This is a genomic window from Ornithinibacillus contaminans (genome assembly GCF_001038425.2).
GTDB lineage: Bacteria > Bacillota > Bacilli > Bacillales > Amphibacillaceae > Ornithinibacillus > Ornithinibacillus contaminans.
The window spans coordinates 189,982-210,683 of record NZ_LDPV02000053.1 but is presented as its reverse complement, the minus strand read 5'-3'; the positions used below and the strand labels follow the sequence as shown (position 1 = coordinate 210,683).

Annotated in this window: 15 protein-coding genes; 4 read left to right on the top strand and 11 right to left on the bottom strand. The window is 39.6% G+C overall.

The window, feature by feature from the left end:
• Positions 1 to 19: 19 nt before the first annotated feature.
• From JF53_RS16780 to JF53_RS16760, 5 genes are all read right to left on the bottom strand, one after another.
• A complete protein-coding gene (locus JF53_RS16780) occupies positions 20 to 424 on the bottom strand; it encodes a hypothetical protein (protein WP_047982705.1) in 405 nt (134 codons plus the stop codon).
• 21 nt (positions 425 to 445) lie between these two features.
• The gene (locus tag JF53_RS16775) at positions 446 to 1,282 is read right to left on the bottom strand and encodes a carbohydrate ABC transporter permease (protein WP_047982704.1); all 837 of its coding nucleotides are present in this window, start codon (positions 1,280 to 1,282) and stop codon (positions 446 to 448) included.
• A gap of 11 nt (positions 1,283 to 1,293) precedes the next feature.
• Positions 1,294 to 2,208, bottom strand: coding sequence for a carbohydrate ABC transporter permease (locus tag JF53_RS16770; RefSeq protein WP_047982703.1), 915 nt, complete (start codon positions 2,206 to 2,208; stop codon positions 1,294 to 1,296).
• 63 nt (positions 2,209 to 2,271) lie between these two features.
• Positions 2,272 to 3,516, bottom strand: coding sequence for an ABC transporter substrate-binding protein (locus tag JF53_RS16765; protein ID WP_047982702.1), 1,245 nt, complete (start codon positions 3,514 to 3,516; stop codon positions 2,272 to 2,274).
• 48 nt (positions 3,517 to 3,564) lie between these two features.
• Positions 3,565 to 4,623 carry a glycoside hydrolase family 43 protein gene (locus JF53_RS16760; RefSeq protein WP_157052559.1) on the bottom strand — a complete coding sequence of 353 codons (1,059 nt, stop codon included), beginning with the start codon at positions 4,621 to 4,623 and terminating at the stop codon, positions 3,565 to 3,567.
• Positions 4,624 to 5,043: 420 nt separating this feature from the next.
• On the opposite strand from JF53_RS16760, the gene JF53_RS16755 reads away from it, so the two are divergent.
• From JF53_RS16755 to JF53_RS16740, 4 genes are read left to right on the top strand one after another with little or no spacing between them, the layout of a single operon-like run.
• A complete protein-coding gene (locus JF53_RS16755; protein ID WP_047982701.1) occupies positions 5,044 to 6,228 on the top strand; it encodes a galactokinase in 1,185 nt (394 codons plus the stop codon).
• Positions 6,229 to 7,218, top strand: coding sequence for a UDP-glucose 4-epimerase GalE (gene galE / locus JF53_RS16750; RefSeq protein ID WP_047982700.1), 990 nt, complete (start codon positions 6,229 to 6,231; stop codon positions 7,216 to 7,218).
• Positions 7,219 to 7,224: 6 nt separating this feature from the next.
• A complete protein-coding gene (gene galT / locus JF53_RS16745; RefSeq protein ID WP_047982699.1) occupies positions 7,225 to 8,727 on the top strand; it encodes a UDP-glucose--hexose-1-phosphate uridylyltransferase in 1,503 nt (500 codons plus the stop codon).
• A 2-nt stretch (positions 8,728 to 8,729) separates the two neighbouring features.
• A complete protein-coding gene (locus JF53_RS16740) occupies positions 8,730 to 9,764 on the top strand; it encodes an aldose epimerase family protein (protein WP_047982698.1) in 1,035 nt (344 codons plus the stop codon).
• A 79-nt stretch (positions 9,765 to 9,843) separates the two neighbouring features.
• Here JF53_RS16740 and JF53_RS16735 read toward each other — a convergent pair whose 3' ends face one another.
• From JF53_RS16735 to JF53_RS16710, 6 genes are all read right to left on the bottom strand, one after another.
• A complete protein-coding gene (locus tag JF53_RS16735; protein ID WP_047982697.1) occupies positions 9,844 to 10,923 on the bottom strand; it encodes a glycoside hydrolase family 172 protein in 1,080 nt (359 codons plus the stop codon).
• Between the two features lie 264 nt (positions 10,924 to 11,187).
• A complete protein-coding gene (locus JF53_RS16730) occupies positions 11,188 to 15,582 on the bottom strand; it encodes a S8 family serine peptidase (protein WP_047982696.1) in 4,395 nt (1,464 codons plus the stop codon).
• A 597-nt stretch (positions 15,583 to 16,179) separates the two neighbouring features.
• On the bottom strand, positions 16,180 to 16,620 hold the full coding sequence (locus JF53_RS16725) for a hypothetical protein (RefSeq protein WP_157052558.1): 441 nt from the start codon (positions 16,618 to 16,620) through the stop codon (positions 16,180 to 16,182).
• 365 nt (positions 16,621 to 16,985) lie between these two features.
• Complete coding sequence (locus tag JF53_RS16720) at positions 16,986 to 18,143, bottom strand: mannitol-1-phosphate 5-dehydrogenase (protein WP_047982694.1); 1,158 nt, start codon at positions 18,141 to 18,143, stop codon at positions 16,986 to 16,988.
• Entirely contained in the window at positions 18,144 to 18,581 is a 438-nt protein-coding gene (locus tag JF53_RS16715; protein ID WP_047982693.1) for a PTS sugar transporter subunit IIA, read from the bottom strand. It abuts the gene before it with no gap.
• A gap of 14 nt (positions 18,582 to 18,595) precedes the next feature.
• Positions 18,596 to 20,698, bottom strand: a complete 2,103-nt coding sequence (locus JF53_RS16710; RefSeq protein ID WP_047982692.1) for a BglG family transcription antiterminator — start codon at positions 20,696 to 20,698, stop codon at positions 18,596 to 18,598.
• Positions 20,699 to 20,702: the final 4 nt, after the last annotated feature.

Below are 20,702 nucleotides of genomic sequence, written 5' to 3'. Positions count from 1 at the left end.
TTCTGCTTCAGTTGTTGAACTATATCACTAGTCGCTTTATTGCTTTATTTTTACTTAGTGCTACGATAGCTGCGACGAGACATAGCAACAAGCTGATATAGTCCGTTAGAAAATAACAAATAACCGCAAACACGATCCATGCGATTGGTAGCTTATACTGAACGGTATTATCCTTCATGAACAATTTCGTAAACAGGAAATTCAAAATAGCCACTACGATAAAAAACATCCCGTACGTAATAACAAAGGAATAGATGCTATCAAATATCGTTTGAATTCCTCGTGCCTGCACATATGTTAACCCTTCCGTTTCTTTACCCTGACCCTTCATATAAAACGAATAAAAGAAGGTCGTGATAATTCCTGTTATCAATTGCCAAACACATGCTGCATAAATGATTTTTCGTTCAAATGATCGACTCATGATGATAGCCTCTTTCCTTTTTTATTCTTTAACACCGGCCGTTAACGCCATCGACTGCATGAAATATTTTTGTGCAAATAGATACAGCAGAAACGCTGGAACTAATGCAATTAATGCCCCTGCTGTTCCAAGACCAGGATAGCTAATGTACTGCCCTTGAAGGAGCTGCAACCCCGGTGTAATTGGCAAGCTATCTACATCACTCATAATAACGGATGGCCATAAGAAGTCATTCCAGGAGCCAGTAAAGCTGAACAGGGCAACAACTGTTAATACAGGACGAATATTAGGCAAGAATATCCGGAAAAATATTTGAAAATCATTCGCGCCATCGATTTTAGCCGATTCATCCAAAGCTCTTGGTATATTCATCGCAAATTGTCGTACCAAAAAGACATTAAAGACACTCGCTGCCCCAGGCACGATAATTGCCAAGAAGTTATTTACCCACCCCAATGAATCCATCACGCCATATAATGGAATTAAGTTCACAACGGCTGGGAACATCATAGACCCTAATAAAAACGTGAAGATTAAGTCACGCCCCTTAAACTTAAGTCGAGTATAACCATAGGCCGCTAGTGAAGAAACAATCAATACTAAGACAACATGACTAACCGAAATAATCATGGAGTTAGTGAACCATTTCAGAATTGGACTGGAGGCATTTTCCATTAATAGTTCCGAGTAATTACTTAATGTCCAATTGACTGGTAGTAAACTGAATCCAAGTGATTGTATTTCCGCACTCGATTTAAATGATGTGAAAAACGCCCATATTAGAGGAATAATCCAGAAAAGCGCAGTGATCAGTAAAAAGACAAAGGCGATTATTTTCGTTGTTTTTTTCTGTTTCATCTACTCCACCTCTAATCCTTATCTCGTAATAAAAGAAATTGAAATACGGAAACAACCATAATACAGAGCCCAAGCATTACCGCCATTGCGGAGGATATCCCAGCAATCGAGATCCCTTTTCCAAATGCATTCTGTTGAATGTCCATTAATAACACTCTAGTAGAATCAGTCGGACCACCACCAGTTAACATGAGTGGTTGTCCATAGACATTAAATTGTGCAATGGTCGTCATAACCGTTGTAAACAAAATTTGAAATTTGATGCTTGGCAACGTAATCTTAAAGAACTTTCGAAAGACCCCGGCACCGTCCATTTCCGCTGCTTCTAGCAAATCTTTCGGAACACCGTTTAATGCCGCTAGATAAATGACCATATTACCACCAATCGACCACCAAACCGTTACCACCACTAACACAATCCAAGCATACGGCTGTGTTGATAGCATATTAACATCAAATCCAAACACATTACTAAACGGTCCATAGGATAAACTCATTAAAAACTGCCAAATAATCATCACCGCTGAAATCGCAAATAAAGTCGGCAAATAAAAAATAGATTGAAAGAGACCATATAGTTTTGGCTTTGTCATTAGTGCTGTCGCAAGAACGAGTGGCACTATAATACAAAATGGAACCGTAATAACCACAAATATAAATGTGTTCTTCAATCCGTTCCAAAACTGCGAATAGAAACTAGAATCCTGATCAAAAAGAATCGTTTTAAAGTTTTCAAAACCGACAAATTCGGGGGAAGTAAAGATATCCCATTTAGTAAAGGCTATATAGAAGCCATATACAGATGGGATGAGAAAGAATAGAACAAAAAGTAATAGATGTGGTCCGACAAATAAAGCCGGCCATAGATTAAGAGACTTACGTTTATTCTTCTTTAATTTCGTTTGGCTATCCACCACTGTCGCCATCTTAGCCACCTCGATTCAAAAAATGAGAGAAAAGGAGGAAACTTTATTCCTCCTTTCAATCTTCTATTGTGCCATTTTATCGTCTACTGTTTGCTGAATTTCAGCTAGTTTATCTTTAATATCAACCTTACCTTCAATCATATCCCACGCAGCACCATCAATTTCACTGAAAATATGAGATGAACCTTCATCGACAACAATCGTGATTGCCTCACGTGCTTCTGGTGATTTAAGCAAGAATGATTGTGGCATTTCCACATATTCTTCATTGTCTAGCATCGCTAGGGAGGCAGGGTTCGCACCAGATTTTACCCACTCGAGCTGATTAGCTTGTAGCCATTCTATAAACGCTACCGTACCTTTAATTTTTTCTTCTGAACGATTCTCATCCTTAAACATTGCAAATTGGTCTGCTCCACTACCTTGAAGAATATTGGCTGCATCGTATTGTGGTGTGAATGTTTCAGCCCATTCAAAACCTTCAATCGTACTCATCTCACTTACCATCCAAGTACCTTCAGGCATAAAAATGATTTGCCCATTTTTGAAAAGCATCGTTGTATCTTCACCATTTTTGTTCATATAGCCTTTATCATATAATTCCTTGAATTGTTCCATTGCAGCAACTGCTGTGTCATTGTTAATCGTTAAATTACCTTCTGCATCTGCGAATTTACCACCCATTTGTAAATACAGGTTGTTAAAATTCTGCATTGCCCAGCTAAATCCATAAGCATAAATTCCATCAGCTTTTGCTGCTTCTCCTGCTTGTTCAATCTCTTCATACGTAATAACATTGTCATCTGCTGCACCAGGAGCATATTTATCAACTAAATCTTTGTTGTAGTACATTACCCATGTACCCATCGCCACTGGTAATCCATATTGCTTACCATCAACAGTCCCAACATTCCACGCTTCTTCAATGTAGTTCTCAGCTTTCACTTCAGTATCTTCTATATACTCATCCCAAGACTCTAACATGCCTTGGCTCGTATATTGCGCAACAGTTTCAGAGGCAATCATCGCAATATCCGGAACACCTTCACCAGATCGTGTAACCGTTGCCAATTTATTGTTTAAAACTTGCCCTTCCATCTTTACTAGCTTTACTGGATATTCTGGATCTGTTTCGTTGTATTGATCAATGTTCTTTTGAATAAGATCACCATCTGGACCAACAACACCACTCCACATTAAAATTTCCTTGTCACCTGATCCACCACTTGCTTTATCACCACAAGCTACTAAAGCAAGTGTTAGAATAGCAAATGCAACTAAAAGTAATACAGATTTTAAGCTTTTCATCATTATCCTCCCTTTTAAAACTACAATCTAGTATTTTTAAAAAACTTATTAATTGATTCTAATTTTTTGCTCGTCATGGGTTGGACCATCAATTAGTAACTTTCCATCCTCAAAATAAAGCAAGTCAATATTCATTTGCCGATCTCCACTTGGGGCTTCCGGATATGTGTGCGTGTGATAAACTGTATAAAGACTCTCACCATCTGGACCAACCGTTACACTGTTATGACCAGGACCTGAAATCCCATTTTCTAAATCCTTGGATAGAATAGGATTTTCATCCGCTTTTTTAAATGGTCCTAAAGGAGCATCTGCCACTGCATAACCAACCCCATATTCTGCACTCGCATAAAGATTCGCAGAATACATAAGATAGTATTTATCATCATGTTTTAAAACATATGGTCCTTCATTCCATTGGTAATCACCATCTAACCCTTCCCATTCCTGGTCAGGCTGTAGGAGTAGCTGTGGTTCACCAATCACTTTATCAAGCGTATTACTCATTTCTTGAACATAAATCTGACTAACATGCTTTCCATCAATGATATTTTCATAGTTATCCTTTACATAGTATAGATAAGGCGTTCCATCATCATCCATGAAAATATGCCCATCAATATAGGAACCAGATTGTTCGATTATATCGGTGTTATAATCTTCAAACGGGCCGAGGGGATTATCACTGGTAGCGATTGCGATTCGCAAAGAATCTCCCTCATTACGACCACTATAGGTCATATAATAGCGATCCTGGTACTTAATTACTTCTGGAGCCCAGAAATCACCGAAAGCCCAGCGTTCCGACTGGTCGTAGTGATTATAGGCAATACCCACCTCTTGCCAATCTACGAGATTATCAGACTTCCATACTTTAAATCCATAGGATGCTTCTGAAGTGGCATACATATAGTAGTTATCTCCATCTTTTAATACAAATGGATCCCCAATATTAGTCATCCCACCAACAGGATTTGTATATGTGATATGATTTTGTTTATCCATATACAACATCACTCCTATTCCGATGATTACAACAGCAACAAATGCAAGGCCACCTATAATAAGCCCTCGCTTATTCTTCTTTTTAGCTTCTGTATCTTTCATATTCGAAACGTGGATCCCCCCTTTTCTAATTTAGAATGTGCACATTTCCGTTTTTGAATCCGTTTTCATTTTCTTAGAAAAAATATAGTAAAATTTCAGAAAAAACTTTACTATACTGACAAGTATAATCTCATATTAAACTTATGTCAATGCTTTTTCGCTATGAAAATTTTTACACATACACCCGTCCTAATAATCCTCAACAAAAGCTTATATATCAATCATCTGAAAATGTTATTGCCGTTTATCCCATTATACATTCGACCTGAAATCGGCACAAAATGTTAGCGGTTTCAATAAATAAAATCACCAGTAAAGTTTTACTAAAAACTATTGTCTATACATTAAATGTATAGTAGACTAAACTCAACCTATCGATTTATGACGTATCGATAACAAGGACATGATAGGAGGACAAAAATGAATGCGCTTAACTTAAATCACGAATTCCAAAAAACATTTACCATATCAACGGAAACACGTACTTTCTTCGCTCCTGGAAGAATCAACTTAATCGGTGAACATACAGATTATAATGGCGGGCACGTTTTCCCAGCATCCATCTCGTTTGGAACCTATGCCGTCGTAAGAAAGCGAGAAGATAGAATATTTCGTTTCTGTTCCCTTAATTTTCAAGATGATGGAATAATAGAATGCGAGTTATCCAATCTAGCTTTTAACACGGATGATGGTTGGGCAAATTATCCAAAGGGAATGATCCACCATTTTCAAAAAGCAGGCTATGAAATTACCCATGGCGCAGATATCCTTTACTACGGAAATATCCCAAACGGTGCTGGACTATCGTCATCTGCTTCCATCGAGCTCGTAACTGGTGTATTGTTAGAACAAATTTACCAATTACAAATTGATCGGATTACCATGGCGAAAATTGGGCAACAAGTAGAGAATGAATATATGGGTGTAAACAGTGGGATTATGGACCAGTTTGCCATTGGACTAGGCAAGCAAGATCATGCGATATTGCTAAACTGTGAAACACTTGATTTTCACTATGCTCCACTCCAATTAAACGATCATCGAATTATTATTATGAATTCAAATAAACAACGAACCTTAGCAGGATCAAAATATAACGAACGCCGTGCTCAATGCGAGAGTGCGTTAAAGGAATTACAAAGTGCATTACCAATAACTAGTCTTGGACAGTTAACAAAGAGTAGCTTTGACAATCACCAACAGTTAATTACAAATGAACTAAACCGGAAACGGGCAAAGCATGCCGTTTATGAAAATGCTAGAACCCTAGAAGCACTTGAGCGATTAAATGAAGGTGACATCATCTCGTTTGGAAAATTAATGAATGAATCGCACGAATCACTGAGACAGGATTATGAAGTAACTGGAATAGAATTAGATACACTAGTTGAGGCAGCAAATCAACAGCAAGGAGTTCTCGGTGCACGGATGACCGGCGCAGGCTTTGGCGGTTGCGCCATCGCTATTGTTGAAAAGGATAGAATAGAAGATTTCAAACGTAATGTAAACGATCTATATTCACAAAAAGTCGGGTATAGTGCAACCTTTTATACAGCTACTATTGGTAACGGTGCAAGAGAAATCATAGCAGAGGAAGTGTTATAGATGAGTATATTGGTGCTAGGAGGAGCTGGTTATATTGGCTCACACGCGGTTCATCAGCTTATTGACCAAGGAAAAGATGTAGTTGTAGTTGATAACTTAGAAACAGGACACCGACAAGCGCTTCATCCAAAAGCAACCTTTTATCAAGGCGATATACGTAATTTTAATTTTCTATGTTCAGTATTCGAGCAAGAGTCAATTGAGGCAGTCATACACTTCGCTGCCAATTCCCTTGTTGGAGAATCGATGCTAGACCCATTAAAGTATTTCGATAACAACGTATACGGCACCCAGGTATTACTACAAGCAATGACGAAATATCACGTTAATAAAATTATCTTTTCATCAACGGCAGCTACATATGGGGAACCCACTGCAATCCCCATTACAGAAGCAATGCCTACCAATCCAACAAGTACTTACGGAGAAACAAAGCTATCCATGGAAAACATGATGAAGTGGACAGAAATAGCCCATGACATTCGATTTGTTTCCTTGCGCTATTTTAATGTTGCTGGCGCAAGAGAATCAGGCGAAATCGGTGAGGATCATCGCCCTGAAACCCATCTCATCCCGCTTGTCTTGCAAACGGCACTTGGACAGCGCTCTACTATCACAATATTTGGAGATGATTATGCAACACCAGACGGTACATGCATCAGAGATTATGTCCATGTAGAAGACTTAATTCAGGCGCATCTGTTAGCACTTGATTATCTAACCCTCGGCGGGCACAGTAACATCTTTAATCTAGGTAGTAATCAAGGATTTTCTGTAAAAGAAATCATTGATACCGCACGACAAGTAACCGGAAAAGAAATACCGATAGAAATTGGTGCGCGTCGCGCAGGAGACCCTAGTACATTAATCGCTAGCTCTGAAAAAGCAAAAGGAATCCTTGGGTGGAATCCAACAAGAACCTCCATTCAACAAATCATAAAAGATGCCTGGAATTGGCATTCAACACGTCCAAACGGATACGAGGAGTGAAATCAGATGACTGTTTTTCAAGATGTGGAAGGATTAATTCAACAAGCTTTAAAAACTAATCTAATCGAGCTAGTTGATGTCAATTATGTACGCAACCAAGTCCTATCCCAATTAAAACTTGAATCTTTTCCAGAAACACTCGAAAACGTTTCTGAGGATACTATTCCAAACCTCCTGGAGAAGTTAATTGCACATGCGATTCAAACTGGTGTAATCGAGGATATATTTGATGATAAAGAGATTCTTTCCGCTAACATCATGAATTGTTTCGTCGCACATCCTTCTGTAGTTACCAAACAATTCTATGCGGAATATCAACAATCACCAAAAGCAGCAACCGATTATTTTTACCAATTAAGCCAAAACAGCAATTATATTCAAACAAACCGAATTAATAAGAACGTTCACTTTAAAGCCGCTACAGCTTATGGAGAATTAGATATAACTATCAATTTGTCAAAGCCAGAAAAAGATCCGGAGCAAATCAAACGGGAACGAGAAATAAATCATACCGTCACTTATCCAAGTTGTTTACTATGCGTAGAAAACGAAGGCTATGTGGGTAGAACAGGCTATCCTGCACGAGCAAACCATCGAATTATCAAGATCCCATTACAGGAGGAAAATTGGTATTTCCAATATTCACCCTATCTCTATTATAACGAGCATAGTATTTTACTATCAGAAGAACATCGCAATATGAAAATTGATAAACATGCATTTGAACGATTACTAACATTCACAGAAAAATTCCCACATTATTTTATCGGGTCCAATGCTGATTTACCAATTGTCGGTGGTTCCATTCTTAGCCATGATCATTACCAGGCAGGGCGGTATGAATTTGCCATGACACGGGCAGAGAAAGCATTTACCTTTATGTTGCAGGATTATGAAGATGTCGACGCAGCCATTTTAAACTGGCCATTATCCGTCATTCGTCTCCATGCAAGCAATAAACAAAACCTACTACTTGCTGCTGATCATATTTTAAAAACCTGGCAAGCGTATAATGATGAACAAGTACAAATACGTGCACGGACAAACGAAACCGCCCATAATACCATTACACCAATTGCACGCATGCGAGATGGCAACTATGAACTGGATCTAGTCCTTCGTAATAATCGAACAACAAAGCAGTATCCATACGGCATCTTTCACCCGCATGAAGATGTTCATCATATTAAGAAAGAAAATATCGGATTAATCGAAGTAATGGGGTTAGCAGTTCTACCCGCTAGATTAAAAGAAGAACTAGATGCTATCAAGCATTACTTAATAGGCGAAGATGTGTCTATCGCCGAATATCATCTTGATTGGGCAACTGAGCTTAAATTAACCTATGGATACCAAACCAATCTCGAAGCAGCAACCACCATTGTACAAAAGGAACTAGGAAAAAAATTCGTCAAAGTATTAGAAGATGCTGGTGTATTTAAACGAAATGATGAAGGAATGAATGCATGTAAACGATTCCTCGATACGTTAAATACGAAAAGGAGCTAACCATGAATATTAAAACAAGCAAGGAATTAGGGGACTGGAAGCTGTTTACGTTAATCAATAACCAAAACATGGAAGTAAGCATTTTAAATTTCGGCGGTATTATTACGCGAATTATTGTTCCAGATAAACATGGCAAGCTGGAGAATGTTGTTATTGGTTATCGGGACATAAAAGACTATCAATCTAACTCCAACTATTTCGGTGCATTAATTGGTAGAGTAGCTGGCAGAATTGCCAATTCCACCTTTAACCTTAACGATGCAACCTATACGTTAGCAGCAAATGAAGGTGCTCATCACCTGCACGGTGGGAAAAACGGCTTCCATCAGGTCGTTTGGAAGGCAGAACCATTCGAAACAGATGACACTGTCGGCCTTACGCTTACCCACACTAGCCAAGACAAAGAAGATGGCTACCCGGGCAAACTAGACATGACTGTAACGTATACACTGAATAATAATAACCAGTTAACAGTCGATTATCAGGCTATCGCTACTGAAAATACGGTGTTCACCATGACAAATCATTCCTACTTCAATCTAAGCGGGAATCTAAAAAGCATGGTACACCAACATCATGTAACGATCCCTTCTAATCACGTTGTTGAACTGAATGAACAATTAATTCCTACTGGTAAAAAAATGAATGTGTTGAATACACCATTTGATTTTCGAACTGGTCGTTATTTAATGGAAGGATTTAAGTCCAACCATCCACAAAACAAAGTTGCACGTAATGGGTATGATCATTACTTTATCTTTGATCAAACCAAGAAGGCAGAAGTAATCGTTCAGGAAGAAGCAAGCGGGAGAAGGCTAACAATCAATACAAATCAACCTGGTATGGTCATGTATACTTCGAACATGCTCGACGAGGGTCTTCCACTTAACGAGGGATCTTCAAAGCGCTATTTAGGCGTTTGTTTTGAAACACAAGCATCGCCAGCATCATTAGAGCATGATGGGTTTCCTTCGATTTTATTGGAAAAGCATCAGCCCTATACGAAACAAACGATTTTCACATTTGACACCATATAAAAAGAAGCAGAACTTCTCTTTAACAAATAGAGGGTTCTGCTTCTTTTCTTAGTAGTTACTTTAAAAACCGCATTTACATTTAGTTAACTTCTAAATCATCCTTACCAGGTAACGCCTTAAATGGTTGATGTGGTTCTGCCTGATACCAAAATGCCACCGAAGCAATATCATCCTTGAGTGGCAAGTAGCGATGCTTCGAACGCCATCCAAGTGCTTGAATTGTCACCTTTAGGTCCTCTTCAAAGCGAATTGGATCCATCACATGCCAGCGATACATCCCAAATCGTTGCTGTGCCCGGTACAGTCCATCCGGTTTAATGACCTGGTGCATCCCTAAGTACGGGGTAGCGTAGGTTCTATATTCCCCTTTCGGTTGCTCCCAATTCCACGCACCACCAAAATAGTCCTCTGTTCCGGTTCCACAAATGGTCGGGTATTCCTTATCCCCATCCATGTAAAATTTAACTTCTCCTTCTCCCCACCAATCATTACTGTTTACTTGCCATGCAATATAGGTACCGACATAATGTCCATGGCCTTTAATGCCATCAACAATCGTATGAACTTCCTTATATGGAAGCGGGTTGCTACGATTCCATTTTGCGTGGAAATACGCAGCATCATCAGGTACATCTGTCAACGTATAATCTACCTGGTAATACAAAATCATATTTTCATCATCTAAATTTTCAACGGTGATTTTCGCATGCTTGCGAAACGGCATTTCCCAATAACAATTAAAACCTCCGGCAGGATTTACCGCTACTGGAATTGAATTGACATCGGTTCTTTCTCCCCAACCATTGCAAAAAAAGTCGCCAAGCGGAACTTCCACTGATGGCTCCTCCTCATGATCCCAATACATACGGATAACAGAAGTTCGCCAATGATTTGGATGACAGGTCAGCCAAATATGTTGAATGGCACCCTGCCCCTCAATTTCAGCAACAGTAAAGGTTGTCTCTCCCTTAATTTCAACTGAAGGAGAAACCTTCCATCCAACCCCTAGTTCTCTCGAAGGTACTGAACCAGTCCCTTCAGTTGCCATTGCTCCCTTCCCTTTTTCACCTTTAAAATTTTCGGGACTAATGGAACGTGTTTTAGCCTTTGATAGCAATGATAAATTCCCTAATCCCATTCCCAATCCATTAAACAACATAAAAACCTCCTACGTATGTAAACGTTTACATACATAGGATACAATATTTTATCGATATTGTCTACACATTTTCAAATATTGGAATGATTAACTATATAATAGTCGGTATATCCTCACCACCTAACATGAACAGGTCAATGGTAGATATCCCCACTCTAGGAATCGCCCATTATACCTCTTTAGATTTGAACTCTAAAATTACGTCATTTTATCATACTAAAAAGGCGCTGCATAAATAGCAGCACCTTTTTCATACGTTATTACTTAATTGTTTTTACCGCTTACTGTCTTCCCCTGTACACTTGATTTAGCGCTTGGGTCTCCTTTAGACTTTCCGGCAGTTTCACCGGCATCCGGTCCTGAAATATACAATCTGCCATCCGCTAATTTACGGGTCTCGTTTCCAAATGAATCTCGTACCTTTACTTCAACCACAGCACCCTGTGCAGCTAGGTTACTCGGTACTGTCCAGTATGCCACATAGTGTCCTGGTGTTGTTTCCATCATTGGTAATTCAACTGGATTGAAGTCCGCAACACTCGCTCCAGAATTAGTTAAAGGAGCACGAACTGAGAACATTGCACGTAAACTCGCATCACTATCAAACTCAATTTTCACACGATCACCAGCTTGTAAATACTGGTCCTCATCAGGTGTTAAGTTCGAAATCTCCGGCGCTGTAAAATCAGCTCTTAATGTCACCTGTTCAGTCGTTACATTCCCCGCTAAATCTTGCGCAGCTACTTCAATGATATTTTCCCCTTCATCAAGTAAAATACGTTTAGAAAAGTTACCATCCTCGTCAACTGCTGCTGTTTGACCATTTACGTTAACAAATGCCAGATTTTCATCCAAAACAGTACCTTCTACTGTAACTGTTTCTCGATCTGTCTTATCACCATCTTTAGGATTTGTTATCGTTAAATCAGGTGAAACTGTATCAAGCGTAACGGTAACTGGATCAGATATTTTTGCTAGGTCACCATTAATCAAGGTTCTAGCAATCAACTCATTTGCACCTTCTGAAAGGTCAATATCAACTGCAAATATACCGTCTCCTCCAACCTCCTGGGAGCCAGCCGCCTCTCCATTTTGAAGCAATTCAACTGTTGTACCTTCTGTTGCTGTTCCTTCTACCGTTAGAGAAGATTCATTTGTAAATGACCCATCTAGAGCAGGATCGAGAACAGCACCATCTACTGGTGTTGCAATATTAGCCCGGATCATGGCATTTCCATAGTCTGGGAAGAATTCAAATTCTCTTGCTGAATAGATGTATGTTCTTTCCGCATTCGGACTGTTTTCATCCATCGCAATTCCTGGCGCATTAGCACCTGCTTCCGTTTGGGCATACACCATAAAAAAGTCACCTGTTACTTCGATGTTATGGTCACGTAAATCAACTACCGTCTGTTGGTTTACATTACGAACAGCAGTACCTTCTACTGGACCTGCGATTCGCTCATCTGGTAATCCGTCCTCTCCAGCAGACCACACTTCAACTGTAAAGGCAGTTCCACCAGGTGACGGGAAGTCTGTACCCCAGAATTGTAGAACTCCCTCTGTAACGATGGCACTTTCCATCCCTTCTGGAAGAGACATTCTTACTGCCATACCATCTCCAGCAGCATTTAGTGCCAGTGCATTTTCTGCTGTACCGTCATCATAACCAATTTGTCCCGCAGGAATTGTAAATGCCGGTTCAAGCGCAAGGTTAAGTTCCGAATCACCATCTAATGTAACTTCTACTTCAGTACCTTCATAATCCCTAGCAAACACCCTCACAGTATAAGTACCCTCATAAGCAGTTAACGCAAAGTTTCCATTGGCATCTGTTTTAACTGGTGCAACATTCGCATCCTCCACCAATAAAACCGTTGCATCGGCTATCGGTTCACCAGAATAACTATTCGTTATCGCTCCGGTGAGTGTTGCCTGTTCTAGCTCTTCTAGGACAAAATTGGATACCGTTGTCCCATCCGCTTCTACTTCAACTGTTTGTTCCTCTGACGCAAAACCATAAGATTCTGCTACGGCTGTGTACGTTCCTGCCTGATGGACGAGTGAATAGCTACCATCAGCTGGATTCGTATTGGCGTTAACGCCTGTTTCTAATATACTAACCGTTGCATCAAGCGGTATATTAGATGGTTGTATTGCCTCTGCAGCCTTACTTACACTACTTGCAGAGACCTCTCCTAAAGGAACATCTGCTATCGTAACGTTATCGATAAACCAGCCTGGATAGGTAATCGTAAAATCACTTAGCAACGTATAGGAAAGATAAACATCGCCGCCACTAAATTCAGAGATATCATAGGTGGCTTTTTCCCAACTACCTGAAGAACCAGTAAGTTCATCAAGGATATACCAATTCACATAATCAGGGGAAATTAGTAGATAGCCATAATCCCATCCACTTTCAATACTGTACCATTGATCAAATTCCAGGTATGCTTCTCCCGCTGGTACTGATATGGCAGGTGAATCGAAATAGGATTCCTCGTCATTGTTGTATCCTCCATCTAAATTCGTACCAACGACCTTTTCACCAGATACTGCACTACCTGGACCTGAAGTCGGCACTCCCCATTCCCAACTATTTGCACCAGAACCCGCTTGAATAAATTCCCAATCAGTTGGTTCTGTTTCAAAGTCGTGGAAATATAATGGCTCGGTAATTTCCAGCGTATAGGATTCACTTGTCACTTCATTACCACCAAAGTCATTAACAATCCACTGATAAGTAAAGCTATCACTCGTTATTTCCGAGCTTGGGATTGTAACGGAATAGTCTCCTGCACGGTAATTACCCGCTACCTGTTCAGCAGCAACCGTCTTTCCGTCATAAGCGATTTCTACAGATGTAATGCTAACATTGTCACTGACAGAAACCGTTAACGGTAAATCCCTTCCTCCCAGCATGCCATTTGGAGGATTATGAACAAGCTGTGGTTCCTCAGTGTCTTCGCCATCCATCACAACGACCCCTTCAACTGTACCAATTCCCTCCGCAATAGAAGTTACTGCAGCAAAGGCATCGATAATACCATGACCATAACCATTATTTGGTGACTCACGATACTGGCTATCCGTACCCGCCTCTGAATCAGCAGTATCCATTAAAATTTGCTCCATTTCATCGACAGTCAAACTACTATTCACTTGCTTAAGGAGAGCAACAACACCAGCAACAGCAGGTGCTGCCATCGATGTTCCACTATTTCCAACATAGCCACCACCTACTGCTGCAGAACGTATTCCAGCTCCAGGAGCAGCAATATCAGGTTTAATCTCCCCATATGGAGATGGTCCTTCTAATGAAAAGCTTGCCCGATTGTCATTACTATCGGTAGCTCCTACAGCAAATGACTCTGGATAATTTGCTGGTGATGCCACAGATCCTGGACCACCTGGATTAGAATCATTCGTATTTCCTGCAGCAAACACAGGGAAAATGTCTGCATTTCTCCATGCAATAACGATATCCTGATACCATTCGTCTATCCCAGGGCCACCACCCCAAGAGTTATTCACGACATCTGGTGCTTTAGATAAATCGCCACCCGGCTCCATAATCCATTCTCCAGCTGCAATTAAATCCGTATCATACGCATTTTGTCCAGTAAAGGCCTGGACCGCAATCCATTCTGCACCAGGCGCAACACCAACCTGATTAGAACCATCTGGCTCACTACCAACAATCGTACCTGTAACATGGGTACCATGCCCATCTTGATCATACGGCTCTGTTTGACCTTGAACAGGATCATAGAAGCTATACGTATGGTCTGCTTCACCAGTTGCCGAATCATAGCCACGGTATTTTTCCTGTAGGGCTGGATGTGTCCAATCAACCCCTGTGTCAATAACAGCAACCACAACTCCAGTACCATCATATCCCAGTGACCAAACGTCAGGTGCATTGACTCGGTCAACATTCCACTCGACACTTTGTGTCGTGTTATCGATGGCAGCCTGCTGCTTTTTCTTTTCCTCAGCAGTCACTTTACCAGGTTTGTTGAACGGAACATCCCGTAAAAATCCCGTTTGTTTCTTTTGTGAAACTACATTGTTCTTAATAGCTAACGATTGCTCAGACTCCGTCATTAATCGGCGTTGCTCATTCGGTAATATTTTTTCAACCTCATCAAACGCCGCAAGCTTCTCAGCAACTTCTTTTGTTGTCGTAACCGCTATACCGTTAACAATATAAAACGGTTCAACATCTTTTGCATTACCTTTTTGAACTTCTTGCTCAAGAAAATCCAACACATTTGCTTGCGATTTCTGTGCTGTCGTTTTCAACTCGGAAATAACAGCAGAACGCTTGGTAAACTCTGTTTTATAGGCTGATAGATTTGCTTTCCTTGCACTTTCTACTGCCTTATTAGCCGCTGCTGACGTATCAGCTTGCTCCTTAAATTTGACGATAAAGGTAGCATTCTTACTTGTATCGAATTGCTTCGCTAGGCTCGCACTTATTTTAGAAGCCGCACTCGCACCCTTTTCCATGGCACTATTCGGTTCCTTCGCTGATGTGAATAGATCTTGGTTAGGTGCTGCCCCCGCAAAACCTGGCGTTAATAGTGAGAAAATCATTAGTAAAGTTGCTACATAACTAAACAATTTCACCTGTTTCCGTTTCCTGCCTCTCATTTGCTTCCTCCTCAAAGTATTATCTATAAATCTGTTAAACCTCGGTTACTAAAAATTGCACCTCCCTACAGGAATTTCTGATTTATGTCAAAACATCCCCGTTGTCCTCTATCCATAGTTCAACCGAACTATAATAGGCATGAATAAGGAATCTAACCTCGCGAAAATCCTGTATGTAAACATGATTGCTTAAATCCATACAGGTACCCCTATAGTAATGTCATATGATGAAAGGTCATTTATCGGAAAAAATAACGAAAGCTGGTTGGAATTTCGAAGTGGAGAGAATTATGCAATAGGACATATTATGCAAAACAAAATAACTACAATCACTAATGTATTTCCAAGTATAGTGACAGCATGTCTAATTGTCAATCTATTCTGACAAATATACTTCTAATGAACTACACTTTCTAGCAAATGATACAATGAGCGACAATATCTTGAAAAAATTGCATGGGAATTAGTACCTATCTAGTACTCCACCACCATTTAGGTAGATTCTCACCATTTAGTAGAGTCTGTACGAAGTACGTAATTGGTACAAAAAAAGACATAAGAAAAACCACTTCCCAACAGCAAAGTGGTTTGATATCGTTATTTTCTTTTTTGAAAAAACAATGCCGCAGCTACAACAGCGCCAGCAGCACCGACATACTTTAATCCTTTTAAAGACTTTTGCAGCCAAAGTTGCCTTAATGAATCCATACTTCTCGTTATATCTGAGATTTCAGCATAGATAAATCGTCTTTCCATTGGAGAAAGATACTTTTTCTGCAAGTTTTCTAGTAGTTCCGCAATCATTTCAGCATTCGCTTTCTTGCTCTTGTCTGATAAACGCGTACTTTGCTCATTAATCATGTCCAGATAATGCAGTATCCTGGTGGCAAATTTAACCGAATCAGAACGCTTGATTAGCTCACTAATATAGTTTTCTAATGCTAGGTCCCGCAACTCCCCTAGTTGATGTATAACCTCGATCATTTCTGGATCAATACCATTTGAATCGAATTCAGCACTGTTCATTCTTACATTCACCCGATGTCCCCATAAATTCGTTAAAATCTAAGATTTATCATACAACATTTTCAAGAAAAAGAGGATAGTTTTTTAAAAAATATTTTTCTTATGAAATTGTAGTATATTAACTCTTACAGCTAATCACATTTTATAGTATTCGTATAGAAAAAAGACTAGGACATAAGGAGGAATAAACACGATAAAATACAATAGTTCATGGACAAAATTCACTCTGTGAATATACTTCACACTGAGTTAGTACACTACTCTGTTTTTTACCTTGTTATTCCACTTATATTCTAGTCATCTGAAATGTTACATACTAAAAAATTTAACTCGCAGGGAAACGTCTCCTTCACAACTATATTTCGTTGTTCGGTTAACTATTTCTGTGCATCTAGTTTATCCAACTCCGTCAAAATGATCGGAATTAATGGATGGTCTGCGCTGAGGCCCGATACTTCCTGCAAGGTTTTCTCAACACCTTGTTCGGTAATCATGCTTTGTAGCTGAACCGCCTCTTGGTCCTCTGCGTTAGTATAGACTAAAGCAGCTGCAATTACCTTCGCAAGATTTGTCGGACGGTTACCAGAGATATCCATATACATTGTCGCAGGTCGAATCAAACGATCATTTGGACCAAGCTTTCGAATCGGCCCTCTTCCAACACGTGTAACCTCATCCGAAATATGAGGATTTTGGAAACGAGAAATGATTTTATGAATATAGGCAATATGCTCTTGTCTATCAAAATGATATGTCTGGATAATTGCTTCCCCAGATTCCATTAAAGCATCCGCTAACACTTGCTGTATGGTTTCATCCTTCATCGCATCATAAATTGTACGATATCCCATTAAATGACCAAGATATGCCGGGACAGCATGACCAGTATTAACCGTAAATAGCTTCCGCTCAATATATGGCTTCAGATCTTGCACATAGGTTATTCCGGTAATTTGCGGAATATCCCCCTTCATGCTGGACTCGTCCACAACCCATTCATAATACGGCTCCACCGTTACTTCTAAAAGATCCGTGTTAACTTGGTTTGGTACAATACGATCTACTGCTGCATTTGGAAAGCCAAATAGCTTCTCCACATTAGCGATTTCAGCCTCAGTTAAATGGGCATATACCTTCTCTTTTAACAGGTCACTACCACCAACCATGTTTTCACAAGCAATCAGATTAAGTGGCGTAGGATTTACTGCCAACCTTTTTTGTAAGCCTTTAGCAATAAGCTCTGAAATTAGTGGTAAAATAGTTGGTCCTACTGCTGTCGTTACAAGATCTGCCTTGGCAATTGCATCGATAACGTTTTCTGGGTTTTTCACACTATTAATACCTGAAATATTGCTTACAGTAAGTGTTTCCTTTGTTTCATCTGCTAGCACTACTTTGTATTGCTGCTTCTCATTAATTTCATCAATTACACGTTCATTCACATCAACAAATGTTGTATGGAAATTTGATTGATACAAAAGCGCACCAATGAATCCACGACCAATATTCCCAGCTCCAAAGTGTACGGCTAACATTTAGTTCACCTCACTGAAAATAGAAATGATTTCTTCCTCGGATTGTGCTGCTAGTATCTTGTCAATATTCGCTTCGTCAGAAAGAACAATGGCTATCTTAGATAATACTTCTAGATGCTCATCCCCCTTACCAGCAATACCGATTAGTACTTTTGTCACATTCCCAGAACCAAAATCAACACCGCCAGGTACTGTTACGACAGAAATACCTGTTTCAATAATTTCTTTCTTCGCATCTTCTGTACCATGTGGAATGGAAACGAAATTACCCATATATGTCGTGGATAACGCTTCTCTTTCTAGCATTTTTTCTACATAATCTGCTTGGACATAACCATTTTTCACTAGAATCTCACCGGTATAACGAATAGCTTCCTCTTTTGAGTTTACTGCTACATTTAAATGGATATTTTCTTTTGTCAATACTTCTTTAGTCATTCTAGATGCACTCCTTAAAATAGATTTTTTCCCTTCATGAACTGCTGAAATTGCTCGGTAAGGAATTCTCGTATTCTTCCCTCATTCCCTGTTTCAAAAACTCTTGCACTTTCTTCCCGTTGAATAAACAAGTTGCTAATAAAGCTAAGAATTTCGAGTACCTCATTACTTGTATTATCTGGTGCTAACATCAGTAATATAGTACTTGCGACCATATCCTTTTGATCCATTCCCGTTATCACCAGAGGGGTTTTTAATGTATAAACCTGAATTACCGGCTTCAGAACTGCTGCTGACCGTGTGTGATAGAACACAATCGAGGTGGACGGAATGCCAAGACCACTCTGCTGCTCTCGCTTCACTAATTTCTCTATTACTTGTTCCTTATCTTGGATGACATGAGTCTTCTCTAACTTTTCACATGTTTCATGCAATAGAACTTCCATCGATTTCTTTTCAGGCAATTCATACACAGCGAAAAGCTCTAGCAGCTCTAAGATAATTTTAGCATAGGCTTGTGTTGCTTTCAGATTATGAATAAAATCATTCTGTTCTAATGCCACATTTCCAGCTGATTGTGTCTGTAATGCTTTGGCTCGAGTCTGGAGCTTTCTCTTCCGAATCATCTTTTTAATCCGATGAATGTCGGCATCACTCAACATCGGGGAGGTCAATATGTATTCCCCATCCATACCAGATAACGGGATTGTTGAAACTATCATGTCATAATTATTCAAATCAAGCTCTGGTACATCGAACATAGACTTATTTTCCACTTGTTTAATTTCCGGAAACTTTTGTAATAGCTTTGATGCTAACATTTTGGCAGTCCCAATCCCACTTGAACAGATGACAAGTGCATTGATCCAAATATCCTTTTTGTTTAATAAAGCCGCCGCAAAGTGCAAAACCAGATAGCCGATTTCAGCATCTGGGAATTTTAAATCTGTAAATATAGTATGGACACCTTGTCCAATTAAATCAAATAGTTCTTGGTAGTCATCCTTAATTACATCAAGCATTGGATTTTTTATAGGCATTCCTTGTTTTAAACGGTAGACAGTCGGTCTTAAATGAGCAACTAAATCATTCAACAAGGAACCTTGATGGGTTAAATCAACCTCTAAATGGCTACTGACAAATTGAATCAATTCTGTTGCTTTGACAGCCATATCCATACTGGAATCTTCAATAAAAAAATGCTCACTGAGCTGTAATTTTGCACCCATTAAATGCATGGTAATATACCCAATCTCATCCTCTGGAATATCCAGCATCAATGCTAGGTGTAAATCGTGAATAATGCGACTAGCGATTTCATATTCTTTCGTCCCACTTAGTTGATTCAAATAATCTGGGTCAAAGGAAATGGTCTCTCCCTTTTGAAGTCGCTCCATCGCAAGTGCAAGATGAACAACCAGTCCTATATAGGAATTATCAGCGAGCTCATGTGGCAACTCTCTACGTGCTTTTTCCACTACATTTTGAATGACAAAAAGCTTTTTCATATCAACTGATTCCAATAACCGTCGTGAAATCATTTCAGATGGAGAATCCAAAGTGGAACGATTTTCTTTATTGCGTAAGGCAACAAATTTAAACGGTTCAACATATTTCGTAATAAGCTGACTTAGCGCCGCACGTTTTTTTATCTCTTCGCCGTTAATCTCTACGCCATAGCCACGCTTACGAATTAGTTGCAGATTAAATGCTTCCATATCGGTCTCTAATTGATCTAAATCGTTACTAATAGTTGCTAAGCTCACGTCTAATTCATTGGCTAAGGTGAACAGCTTAGTTGGTTCTTTCGCCTCGAGTAGTGTTGATAAAATAATGGCTTGACGCTCTTCTGATGTAAATTCAGAAGAGGATAGCGTTGAAATTGCTGTTTTCAAATCATGCTTCGCTTGGTTCGTACCGATAAGACGATGGCCAACTCCCGATTGCTTGCTTAAGCTAAGATCGAAATTCGAAACGATTTCGGCTACATTTTTCATATCCCGATGAATCGTCCGTTCACTTACATCAAGTGTTTTGGCTATATCCCTTACTGGTATGTCACCGTCAACCTGCACTAGCAATTCAATTATCTTCCGCTCTCGACTAGAAATATACAAGCTG